An 11,553-nucleotide genomic window follows, 5' to 3' on the forward strand; every position below is an offset into this window, starting at 1 on the left:
CGTTGCCAGCCCCGCCCCCCCAACCCGCGCCTCAACCAACCAGAGCGACGTTGTCCGAAAGGCCAAACCGGCTCAGCGACATCCCTGGAGGAAGCATGTGCTTGGGACTCGGCACCGCAACGTTGCGATCGACCTGCGTTCAATGTACCGACAAAAACGTTTAGAAGTCACCGCCACCAACCAGGGTTTCGAAACGGGTGAGCGTGTTCAGGAAGGCCAGCTTCACGACGCCCGTTGGGCCATTTCGCTGTTTGCCGATGATGATCTCTGCGACGCCCGGCTCCTTGGAAGTTTCGCGGTTGTAGTAGTCGTCACGGTAGATGAACATGATGATGTCCGCATCCTGCTCAATGGCACCCGATTCGCGCAGATCGCTCATCATGGGACGCTTGTCAGTGCGTTGCTCCACACTTCGGTTGAGCTGCGACAGGGCAATCACTGGGCACTGCAGCTCCTTGGCCAGCATTTTCAGACCCCGTGAAATTTCGCCCAGTTCGGTGGCCCGGTTGTCGCCTCCCGAACTGCCAGAGCCGCTCATAAGCTGCAAGTAGTCAACCACAATCAAGCCCAGCTTGCCGCACTGGCGGGCCAGACGGCGCGCGTTGGCTCGCAATTCGCTGGGTGTGAGGCCAGGGGTTTCGTCAATGTGCAATGACACATTGCGCAATTTTTCAATTGCCTCTGTGAGCCGTGGCCACTCTTCATCGTTGAGCTTGCCTGTGCGCAAATGGCTTTGATGGATGCGCCCGATGGAGCCCACGATACGGACAGCCAGTTGCGAGGCCCCCATCTCCATGGAAAACACGGCCACAGGCAAACCCTCATTCAGCGCCACATGTTCAGCGATGTTGATCGCGAATGCGGTTTTCCCCATCGAAGGGCGCGCGGCCAGGACCACCAGGTCGCCGGCTTGCAAGCCGGTCGTCATGCGGTCGAGATCGATAAACCCGGTGGGCACGCCCGTGATGTCGTTGGGGTTGTCGGCCATCTCCTGCACGCGGTCGAGCAACTCGACCACCAGCGTGTCCATGCCCTGAAAGCCCTCCTTCATCCGGGAGCCTTCTTCTCCAATCTTGAAAATCTTCTGCTCGGCCTCGTCCAGAATCTTGGCAACCGGGCGGCCTTCAGGGTTGAAGGCGGCCGTCGCAATATCGTCGCTCGCCGCGACCAGCTTGCGCAAAATGGCGCGTTCACGAACGATTTCCGCATACCGCCGAATGTTCGCAGCACTGGGCACGTACTGCGCCAGAGAGTTCAAGTAGGCAATGCCTCCCGCCTCTTCCGCTTTGCCCAGGTTCTGCAGGTGTTCAAACACCGTGACCACATCGGCAGGCTTGCTGGAGTTGATCAGGGTGGCAATCGCAGAATAGGCCAAGCGGTGCTCGTAGCGGTAAAAGTCTGAATCATTGATCAGATCGGCCACTCGATCCCAGGCCGCGTTGTCGAGCAACAGACCCCCCAGCACGCTGGATTCGCCCTCGATCGAATGGGGCGGTACCCGCAACTGTGCGACTTGCGGATCGCGGCCCAAGCCGGCGCCGTCCATACCAACGTCAAAGGAAGAAAAAGGGTCTGAGAATACAGCGGACATGTGTTTCCTGAAAGTCGGTCAATGGTACGCCGCCACTCCCTTGCTGTCAGGGGACAAACCTGTGGACAACCAGTGAATTACGAGGGGAATACCGGGGGATAGATCGGGACAACAATTCCAGGACGCTCGCAAGCAGAAAAAAAGCCGCCTACCCGAGGGTGGCGGCTTCTTCTGCAACAACCCAGGATCAACCCGGGCGGCGCAAGTCTTCGATCAGGCGGATTCGCCCAGCACGGAAACGTTCAGGTCGATGTTCACATCGGTGTGCAGGTGCACCGTGACCGTGAAATCACCAGCGTTTTTCAACGGACCATTGGGCATGCGAACCTGTGCCTTCGACACGGTGTAGCCAAGCTTCACCAGCTCGTCAGCCACGTCGTGGTTGGTCACGGAGCCGAACAAGCGGCCGTCAACGCCAGCCTTTTGGGACAGCTTGACGGTCACAGCGGCCAGCTTTTCACCCAGCGCCTGGGCTTCAGCCAACTTGGCAGCGGCAGCTTTTTCCAGTTCGGCGCGGCGCGTTTCGAATTCGGCAATCGCGTTTTGGGTGGCACGGCGGGCACGGCCCGAAGGGATCAGGAAGTTACGGGCATAGCCGTCTTTCACTTTGACCACATCGCCCAGGGCGCCGAGGTTGAGTACTTTGTCGAGCAGAATAATTTGCATATCAGGCTCCCTTTAAACGCGGTGCTGGTCGCTGTAAGGCAACATGGCCAGGAAGCGGGCACGCTTGATGGCTGTATTGACTTGACGCTGATAGAAGGCACGCGTGCCGGTCAGGCGCGCGGGGATGATTTTGCCGTTTTCGGCGATGAAGTCACGCAGGACGTCGATGTCCTTGTAGTCAACTTCTTCAACGTTTGCCACGGTAAAGCGGCAGAAACGCTTGCGCTTGAACAGCAGCGATTGGGTGTTGCGCTTGGGGCGCTTGTCTTTGTTGAAACGTTTTGGGGAAGCCATGTTGGGCCTTTCCTATGTTTTGCTGAATTCTTGAATATGAAACACAAGACCTTTGCCATTGCGTGCATTCGTCATGAAGCCGTGAAACTCACAAACCGCATCCAGGCCTTGTCGGGCCAGGGTTTCTGCTTGTGCGCCAAAGGCCACAGCCTTCAGTTGCAGTTTCACCAGCCTGGGCGTGTCCAATTCGGTGATGGTGGATTCGTGCTCTAGCACGATATTCACCACCGGTATGCCTGCTGGGGTGTAGCGCAAGGGTTGAACCTGCACCACCGAAGCCGACAAATGAAAACGGTTGGCTGCTGCTGACGATGTCACGCCTGGGTTCAGGCGGCTTGGGCTCGCGGTTCGCGGGGCTCGCGGGAGTCACGGGAATCGCGACCTTCATGAGCAGGAGCGGCCTTGCGGGCCTCTTCACGCTCAACCGACTTCATCATGCTCGAAGGGCCGGTTTCGGCTTTCTTCTTCAACACGGTGAGGTGGCGCAACACGGCATCGTTGAACTTGAACGCGTGTTCGAGTTCAGCCATCACTGCCTGATCGGCTTCGATGTTGACGCACAGATAGTGGGCCTTGGACAGCTTCGTGATCTGGTAAGCCATCTGACGACGACCCCAGTCTTCAACACGGTGGATCTTTCCGCCGCCGGCGGTGATCATGCCCTTGTAACGCTCCAGCATGGCTGGAACCTGTTCGCTCTGGTCCGGATGGATCAGCAAAACGATTTCGTAATGACGCATAAACACTCCTTTTGGATGACACCGAGCCGGTTTAACGGACCTCGGTTTCTGATGAACAGCCGCCCCCAGCGTCGTAATGGGGTGCAGCAAGGCAAGCCCGCGATTCTAGCAAGATTCCGACTGCCTTGCAATTGCGGCCTTGCGTCTCGATCAGACCCGCTGGCGCCGGGGGTAGCGCACGTGTTCCACCAGTTCCTCCACTTCGCGGCCAGGAGCAGGGGTGATCCAGCTGATCAACACAATCACGGCAAACCCCAACGGCACGCCAAACACGCCCGCCGATATGGGCTGAATGCCCCACCAGAGCTCCACTGGCCGGGTCACCCCGAAGATGTCACGCAGCCAGGGCTGGGTGGTCACCATGTAATAGAAGGTGATCGCCAAGCCACAGATCATGCCCAGGGATGCTGCAATTCCGGTGGCGCGTTTCCAGAAGATACCCAATACCAGGGCGGGGAAAAAAGCCGATGCGGCAAGCGAAAAGGCCGCGGAGACCAGAAACAGGATGTCAGCGGGCTTTTGGGCCGCTACGTACGCTGCCGCCAGCGCCACCATCAACAGCAGCACCTTGGAAATCGTGACCCGCCGGGCTGTCGAAGCATTGGGATCGATCATCTTGTAGTACACGTCGTGCGACAAGGCGTTGGCTATGGTGAGCAACAGCCCGTCGGCGGTGGACAGTGCAGCGGCCAGGCCACCCGCGGCAACCAGACCCGAAATCACATAGGGCAAGCCCGCGATCTCGGCGGTGGCCAACACGATGATGTCGCCACCAATCGACATTTCATTCAGCTGCAACAACCCATCCTGGTTGACATCGGTCACCGACAGCAGCGAGGGATCCACCTTGTTCCAGGCCGCAACCCAGGCTGGCAACTGGTCAAACGGTGTACCAATCAATACGTTGAACACCTCGAACTTCACCATCACGGCCAAAGCTGGCGCAGTGAAGTACAGCAAGAAGATGAAAAACAGCGACCAGGTGACCGACTCGCGCGCAGCCTTCACGCTGGGCACGGTGTAGTACCGCATCAAGATATGTGGAAGGGCCGCAGTGCCGACCATCAGGCAAAAAGCCAGCGCCAGAAAATTTCGGCGCGACTCGTCATAGGTTTGCTGTGCCTCGGGATCGCCATCGGGGTCGCCCGCAAATTGGGCCGCATGCGGAGGCATACCGTTGAGTGGCTGTGACTTGGTGTCGGCAGCCGCCTTGCGCCGACTCCATGTCGATTCGGCCGCCGTGGCGGTGCGTGGCAGAGATGACAGCGTTTTTTCTGCCGCAGACAAGTCGGCGAAGGAGGCATCAGCCTGGCGCAGTGCCGCCAGCCTGGCTTCGGCTTTTGCCTTGTCGTTCATCAGCGCAGCGGCCGGGTCTTTGAGTTTTTCGGCCAGTTCTTGGGAGAGAGATGCAAAAATCTGACGCACCTCAAGTTCTTTCGGGTCCGAGGCCAGCTCCTTCTCCTTTGCGGTGACTTTTTCCAGCTGGTAGCCATACACCACCTGTGGCACCGGCACCCCCGTTTGTTTCACCGACAGCCACACCACTGGAATGAGGTAGGCCACGATGATCACGATGTACTGAGCAACCTGGGTCCAGGTCACGGCGCGCATGCCGCCGAGAAAAGAGCACACCAAAATGCCGCCCAGCCCCAGGAAAATGCCCAGTTCGAAGGCCACACCAACCAGGCGTGACGTGATCAGACCCACGCCATAGATCTGCGCCACGACGTAAATGAACGAAACCAGAATGGCGGCCATCACACCCAGCAATCTCGGCAGGTGCCCCCCATAGCGCTCACCCAGAAAGTCGGGAATGGTGAACTGGCCAAACTTGCGCAAATACGGCGCCAGCAACAAAGCCACCAGGCAATAACCTCCCGTCCACCCCAGAATGAAGGCCAGCCCGCTGTAGCCAGTGAGGTACAGCGTTCCGGCCAGGCCGATAAACGAGGCCGCAGACATCCAGTCGGCGCCTGTCGCCATGCCGTTGTAGACCGCCGGTACCCTGCGACCCGCCACGTAGTATTCGGTGGCGTCCGTCGTGCGGCTCATGATCCCGATGGCGGCATACAGGCCAATCGTGGCAAACAGGAAAATGAAGCCTATCCACTCCCTGGGCAAGCCCGCTTGTTCCAGCACAGCCAGAACCACCACGAACATGAAGAATGCCAAGGTGTACCAGCGGTACACCTTGTTGAGTTGCTGCTTGAACGCCGATTCGGATGCCGTTGCGCCACCAGCCCCAGGCCGTTTTTTGAGACCCTTCATCGCTTAATCAACCACATCGTCTTGGTCATGTGCAGCATCGAGCCGGTTCATCGCCCACGCGTAGAAACCCACCAGCAAGACGTAGACCAGCGGACCGCCCTGCGCACCCAGCCAGAAACTGAACGGCCAACCAAAGAAGGTGAAGTTCAAATCGCGGGCGAAATAGGTGGCCACAAAGCTCACAAGAAACCAGATCAAAAGCAAGCCCGCCGTTAAACGCAATGTCTTGCGCCAATAGAGGCGTCGGTTTTCAGCAGGCGTTGGTTTGGACGACATGTGGTTTCTTCAGGCGCAAAGCCCGGTCTCTCGTTCCAGCTGTCGGGCCACCTTGGGCTCGAACTGGCGCAGTCGCGCGATGGTGGCGATGGCATCGTCAAGGGCACCCAGATCGGCCTGCACCCGCGCAAGCTGGTACCAACCATATGGGCTCATGGGCTGCAAGCGGGTGTTGACCTGCAAGACCTCAACGGCCTCGACCAGCCGGTCCTGGGCAATCAATGCCAGTGCCAGCCCGTACCAGGCCCGATCCAGTGCGGGGGCACGTTCGGTGGCCCGGCGAAAACAGCGCTCGGCTTCTTCAAACTGCTCCAGACGCTCAAAAGTAAAACCCAGGTTGAACCAGGCCTGGACATCCTCCGGGTCGATGGCCACGCAGCGGCTGAGCAAATCACGAGCGGCCTCCCACGCCTGATCCTGGGACGCCCAGTGGGCCAGTGTCGCCAATGCATAGGTGTCATCCGGGTTCGCAGCCAGCGCCTTCGACACCACTGCACGCCCCCATCGAACCTGTCCCAGCATGGAGCAAAAACCCAAGCGTGCACGCAAGCTGAAACTCAACCAAAGGCTGTTCACCGACACAACGCCATACCCAACTGCACGCAATGCGCGATTTTGGCTGCCGTCAACGCCAGCCATGCCAGGCCCAACAGCAGGAAGGCCACCCAGGGATGGTGCCTTGACAACACCTGTTTCGGCGTCAGCCAGCGAGCAATCACCACAAAAGGCTGCCCCACCTGCTGCAACAACTGGTACATCAGGTTCTCGCGGCGGCGTTCACCAATGATCAACCCCAGCACCCACTGCCCGAACAGCGACAGCAATGCCACTTCGGCAATCAGTTTGGCAGCGGAGATCAGTGTCAGCATGTCAGGTTCGTGTCAATTTGGGTTGATTCTGAATTGTCACCTTACCAAGCTCTTACATACCGCCCTGCACAGCCCCTGACACAGGTCAAACCCCTAGCGCATAGACTGTATTTGACGGGAAATCGAGGTGTAGCATCAAATGGACCTTGTCAACGAAGGCACCCCAGCATGACTTCCTCCTCCATCCCCGCCCCTCAAATTCGCACCGCGTTGATCGCCCACCGCGCCTTCGGCGTTTTGCCAGCGTCCATATTGGAGACGCTGGGAACGACCCTGAAAGCCCGGGCATTCAAAGCCAAAGAGCCCATAGCGCTGGGAGAAGACTTCAAGACCCACGCGCATTGGCTGCTCGAAGGCAACGTGAATTTGCTGGACGCGGAGGGTCACCTCTTGCTGAGCTTGCAAGCTGGCGAGGTGTTCGGACTCGACCAAGGTGATGCACTGCATGTCGTCGCAGCGCAGGCGCAATCAGCCGCGCAGGTCGTGCGAATTCCTTTGTCACAAGTGCAGGAACTCTGCGAAATCACGCCCGCACTCGCCTATTTCCTGCCTGCATTCCCTGCGGCCCTTGATGCCAGCACCACCGGTGGCGGATCAGGCTCCGGCGCTGACCCGGCGCTCAACCTCATGACAGCGCCGGTACGCTCCCTGGTCAAGCGCGCCCCGATCACTTTGCCCCCCCACACCACGGTGCGTGAAGCCGCGCAAGTGATGAGCGAAAAACGCGTGTCTTCGGTGCTGATCGAGAAGGACCAACGTTTGTTCGGGCTGGTCACCGATCGCGACCTGCGCAACCGCGTCGTCGCAGCAGGCCTGGACACCGGCCGCACCATCATGGACATCGCCACCCTTGCGCCATTGACCATCGATGTGCAGAACCCGGCGTTCGATGCCCTGTTGCTCATGGCACGCCACAACATTCACCATGTGCCGGTGCTTGATGGCGAGCGCATCGTGGGGATGATCACCGCCACCGACCTCACCGAACAACACAGCACTTCAGCCGTTTACCTGGCCGGTGACGTCTACAAGCAAAGCACCGTTGAAGGGCTTCAGTCGGTTGCCACCAAGATCAAGCAACTGCAAAAGAGCCTGGCCGCCGCACAGGCCTCTGCCTACAGCACGGGTCACATCATCACCGCCATCACCGATGCCATCACCTGCCGTTTGCTGCAACTCGGTGAAGCGCAGTTTGGCCCACCACCTGTTGACTACGTGTGGGTCGCAGCGGGATCACAGGCGCGCAGCGAACAAACCGCCAAGTCCGATCAGGACAACTGCATGGTGATCGACGACCGCTACGACCAAGCCAGGCACGGCACCTATTTCAAGACACTGGCCAAGTTCGTGTGCGACGGGCTGGATGCTTGCGGCTACGTGCACTGCCCGGGCGACATGATGGCCATGACAGACACCTGGCGCCAGCCGAAGCGGCAGTGGGCCGAGTACTTCGCGCGCTGGACCAGCCAGCCCGATCCCAAGTCGCTGATGCTGACCTGCGTCTTCTTCGACCTCCGGGCCATCTACGGCAGCACCGACTTGCTCGACAGCTTGCGCTCAGACGTTTTGCGGCGCACCAAGGGCAACAGCCTGTTTCTCGCCCACATGGTCGGCAACGCCCTGAAACACCAGCCACCACTCGGCATGTTCAAAGGCATCTCCACGATCCGCAGTGGAGAACACAAAGGCAAGATCGACCTCAAACACACCGGCGTGGTCCCCATCGTGGACCTGGCGAGGGTCTATGCCCTGGCCGGCGCCCACGATGCAGTCAATACCCAGGACCGCCTGCAGAGCGCCGCGACAGGCGGCGAAGTCAGCGAACAAAGCGCACACGACCTGCGCGATGCGCTCGAGTTCCTGGCCCACACCCGCATCCAGCACCAGGCTCGGCAGATCACTGCGGGCCTGCCACCCAACAACTTCATGAACCCGAACGACATCTCGAACTTTGAACGCAGTCAGCTGAAAGACGCGTTCACCGTGGTGCACGATCTGCAAAACGTGCTGGGCCAACGCTACAGAATGTGACCCCCTGCGACGGCCCGATGCTCGGGCCGTCACCCCCCAGGGGGGCGATGCGTGCAGCCCGGCAAAGCCGGTTCTGCCGCATCCTGCGGTTAAGGCATCTCACTCCGGAGAAAGCTATGGTTTGAGTGAGGGGGTGTTCTTTCAGGGCACCGCGGAACCGGCTTTGCCGGGCCGCCAGTGCCGCCCCCCGGGGGGTGACGCCGAAGGCGGCGCGGGGGGAGCATGTGTCGCTCAATATTTCAGTCTTGCGTAATACGTCTTCTGCGCGGCTTCCCTCGCCTGCCCCAGCGTGAGAATGCCCTTCTCTGCCAGCAGAGGAATCAGTTTCACAAATACTTCGGCTGTAACCATGGCATCACCCATTGCGGTGTGCCGGCCGACGATTGGCACATTGAAGCGCTCTGACAGCGCTTCCAGCCGGTGGGAGTCCTGACTGGGGTGCAACACGGCAGACAACAACAGCGTGTCGAGCACCGGGTGATCAAACACCATCCCCGTCTGCTGCTCCTTCAATTGCAGAAACCGCATGTCGAACGCTGCGTTGTGTGCGACCAGTACCGTGTCCTGTGCAAACGCGTGAAACGCTGGCAAGACCTGATCGATGGTTGGCTGCCCTTGCACCATATCGGGCGAGATGCCGTGAATCGGAATGGTGGCCGCAGGGATCGAACGCCTGGGGTCCACCAACTGCTCGAAGCACTCTTGTTTCAACAGCTTGTTGTTCACGATGCGGGCCGCACCAATCTGGATGATTTCATCACCCTGTGATGGGTTGAGGCCTGTGGTTTCGGTATCGAAAACGGTGTAGGTCAATTCGCTGAGCAAGCGGTCATCAAGCGCGTGGGTCAACTCTGTGGTCTTGAACAAGTCAAAGTCGTAATACTCGGGGCGGCTGTCTGTGGGCTGCAACGCCGCAGTTGCCTCCGCTTGCTCCTGCGGGTTCGCCAGGGGCAGCAAAAAGCGAAAAAACGCCTGGTGGCGCGTGCGTTCGCGTTCAAACCAGAATGCACCCCCATGGCGCTCGATGACATCGCGCACAGTGATTCGCGTGGTTTCTGCCCCCACCTTGATCACATCCATCTCCCAGCTCATCACGGTCTCGGTGCTCATGACCTGACCCGACCAGATCAAATCAAGCTGCGCTTTGCCGGCGCTGCCCTGGGCCAGTCCCAGACGCAATTGCACGAACTTCACCGAAAACTCCTCAGACAGCCGCGCGGTGAGGTAGCTCAGTGCTTGCAGGAGTGAAAAACTCTCGACCTTGAGCCACAAACTGCTGTCCACATCCACGGCCGAGGCTGGCACTCTGGCGGTCACCTCGATGCGTTTGATCGCAGCGTTGACCAGGTCGGAGCCCAGCATGTCCTCCAGCGGCCAACGCGATTTGACGGAATCGGCAGAGCCACTCTCAAGGGCCGTGATGCGCTGGCTCAACGAACGGATTTCATCGCGCACCACGCCCAGAAACCGCTCACGCATCGCAGGTTCCAGATCTGGAAAATCGAGCATGTCAATGGCGGCCTGCATATTGGCCAACGCCGCCCGGCTGCCTTCGGTCAGCGAGAGCAGAACCTGGTCTTTGGCTGACTCGGCTTCGAATTCGCGCGTGATGTTGTCGAGCATCAGTACAAATCCCGTGAGTTCACGGTCGGCGTCAGAGGCTTGCGTGGTCGCTGCGCGAACCGGCGCCATTTGCACCCTCAGCAATTGCCCGGAAGGCGTGGTGGTGACAAACTGAGCCGAGGGCTGGGCTGCGCCTCGGAGCAGGCGTTGGCGAATGCTGTCCAGGGCATGGGCCACCAGACGTTGATCAAACACCCCGTAAATCGAACGCCCCAGCCCGATCAACTCGGCACCTCCCGCCACCCCCGGCGCTTGGGAGAGCGCACGAAACTGCATGCGTGCACGGTTGTTGTACAGCAAGACACGGCCATCAAGGTTGCAGACGACCACACTTTGCGTGAGCTCCGACATCAAAGCCGCCAACCGCGATTTTTCCTGCTCGATGCCTTCGGCTGCGAGGTTCACCTTGGCATCCATCTCGCTGCGCAGCTCTTCGCGTTGCGCCACCAGTTGATTGAACAAGCCCGCCAGCGCCTGCGTTTCCACATTGCCCTTCAGCGGCAGGTTGCGAACCACATCGGTCTTGAGCACCACCTGGGCCTCCTCAGCCAGTTGCACCGATGGCGTCACCCAATGATCGAACCAGCGCTTGAGCGCCCATGCGATGGCCCCCATGCCAGCACCCCAGGTGAGCAACAGCAAGACGGATTGCTCACCGAGCAATCGCCACACCGTTGCACGGCTTTCATCGTCCAGCGTCGAGCCCACCAGACCAATCGTGGCCCCCAACCAGGCCACCGACACCAGGCCCGCCATACCCAGCAGCCACCACAGGCGCCTATCGGTTTTTTGTTGACCGCTCATGGCTGGTTGCCCAGCATGGCTTGTACTTTCTGCACCAGCTCTTTGGTGGAGAAAGGTTTGGTCATGTAGGCATTGGCTCCCAACGCCATGCCTTTTGCGATGTCGGTGTCGCGGCCCTTGGCGGTCAGCATCAGAATCAAGGTGTCGCGCATGGTCTCGCTGTTGCGCACCTCATGGCACACATCGAAACCGGTTTTGACCGGCATCATCACATCGAGCAACACCAGATCGGGTTTGTCCCGTTCGATGGCGTCCAGAGCCTCTTGCCCGTCCCGCGCCAGCACGACTTCATAGCCTTCGCGCTTCATCAGGAACTCCAGAGAAATCAGAATATTGGGTTCATCGTCAGCAATCAGCAGTTTGTGTGTTGTCATCTTTTTCTTCTCCTTTG

General features: G+C 59.4%; 12 protein-coding genes. 1 reads left to right on the forward strand and 11 read right to left on the reverse strand.

Annotated elements, in window-relative coordinates; all coding sequences use genetic code 11:
* Nucleotides 1-160 precede the first annotated feature (160 nt).
* The 9 genes from dnaB to LPB072_RS15730 form a co-directional block, all read right to left on the reverse strand.
* Nucleotides 161-1,546, reverse strand: coding sequence for a replicative DNA helicase (gene dnaB, locus LPB072_RS15690; protein WP_066083972.1), 1,386 nt, complete (start codon nt 1,544-1,546; stop codon nt 161-163).
* Between the two features lie 258 nt (nt 1,547-1,804).
* The gene (gene rplI, locus LPB072_RS15695; protein ID WP_066083971.1) at nt 1,805-2,257 is read right to left on the reverse strand and encodes a 50S ribosomal protein L9; all 453 of its coding nucleotides are present in this window, start codon (nt 2,255-2,257) and stop codon (nt 1,805-1,807) included.
* 12 nt (nt 2,258-2,269) lie between these two features.
* Nucleotides 2,270-2,551: a 30S ribosomal protein S18 gene (gene rpsR / locus LPB072_RS15700; protein WP_066083968.1), complete on the reverse strand. Its 282-nt coding sequence runs from the start codon at nt 2,549-2,551 to the stop codon at nt 2,270-2,272.
* 12 nt (nt 2,552-2,563) lie between these two features.
* Nucleotides 2,564-2,869: a primosomal replication protein N gene (priB, locus tag LPB072_RS15705; RefSeq protein ID WP_066083966.1), complete on the reverse strand. Its 306-nt coding sequence runs from the start codon at nt 2,867-2,869 to the stop codon at nt 2,564-2,566.
* An 8-nt stretch (nt 2,870-2,877) separates the two neighbouring features.
* Nucleotides 2,878-3,291 carry a 30S ribosomal protein S6 gene (rpsF, locus tag LPB072_RS15710; protein ID WP_066083963.1) on the reverse strand — a complete coding sequence of 138 codons (414 nt, stop codon included), beginning with the start codon at nt 3,289-3,291 and terminating at the stop codon, nt 2,878-2,880.
* 150 nt (nt 3,292-3,441) lie between these two features.
* Nucleotides 3,442-5,559 (reverse strand): sodium:solute symporter family protein, encoded by a 2,118-nt coding sequence (locus LPB072_RS15715; protein WP_066083960.1) that lies wholly within the window; start codon nt 5,557-5,559, stop codon nt 3,442-3,444.
* A 3-nt stretch (nt 5,560-5,562) separates the two neighbouring features.
* Nucleotides 5,563-5,835 (reverse strand): DUF4212 domain-containing protein, encoded by a 273-nt coding sequence (locus LPB072_RS15720; protein WP_066083957.1) that lies wholly within the window; start codon nt 5,833-5,835, stop codon nt 5,563-5,565.
* A 9-nt stretch (nt 5,836-5,844) separates the two neighbouring features.
* A complete protein-coding gene (locus LPB072_RS15725; protein WP_157694100.1) occupies nt 5,845-6,411 on the reverse strand; it encodes a tetratricopeptide repeat protein in 567 nt (188 codons plus the stop codon).
* The gene (locus tag LPB072_RS15730; RefSeq protein WP_066083948.1) at nt 6,408-6,704 is read right to left on the reverse strand and encodes a hypothetical protein; all 297 of its coding nucleotides are present in this window, start codon (nt 6,702-6,704) and stop codon (nt 6,408-6,410) included. Before LPB072_RS15730 ends, LPB072_RS15725 begins: the two co-directional genes overlap by 4 nt.
* A gap of 168 nt (nt 6,705-6,872) precedes the next feature.
* Between LPB072_RS15730 and LPB072_RS15735 the strand changes: the two genes are divergently transcribed.
* Nucleotides 6,873-8,735, forward strand: coding sequence for a putative nucleotidyltransferase substrate binding domain-containing protein (locus LPB072_RS15735; protein WP_066083945.1), 1,863 nt, complete (start codon nt 6,873-6,875; stop codon nt 8,733-8,735).
* A gap of 231 nt (nt 8,736-8,966) precedes the next feature.
* On the opposite strand, the gene LPB072_RS15740 is transcribed toward LPB072_RS15735, so the two are convergent.
* Together LPB072_RS15740 and LPB072_RS15745 are read right to left on the reverse strand one after the other, a co-directional pair.
* A complete protein-coding gene (locus LPB072_RS15740) occupies nt 8,967-11,162 on the reverse strand; it encodes a 3'-5' exonuclease (protein WP_066083942.1) in 2,196 nt (731 codons plus the stop codon).
* Nucleotides 11,159-11,536 carry a response regulator transcription factor gene (locus tag LPB072_RS15745; protein WP_066083939.1) on the reverse strand — a complete coding sequence of 126 codons (378 nt, stop codon included), beginning with the start codon at nt 11,534-11,536 and terminating at the stop codon, nt 11,159-11,161. Before LPB072_RS15745 ends, LPB072_RS15740 begins: the two co-directional genes overlap by 4 nt.
* Between the last annotated feature and the right edge of the window lie 17 nt (nt 11,537-11,553).

This window comes from Hydrogenophaga crassostreae (genome assembly GCF_001761385.1).
Classification (GTDB): domain Bacteria; phylum Pseudomonadota; class Gammaproteobacteria; order Burkholderiales; family Burkholderiaceae_C; genus Hydrogenophaga; species Hydrogenophaga crassostreae.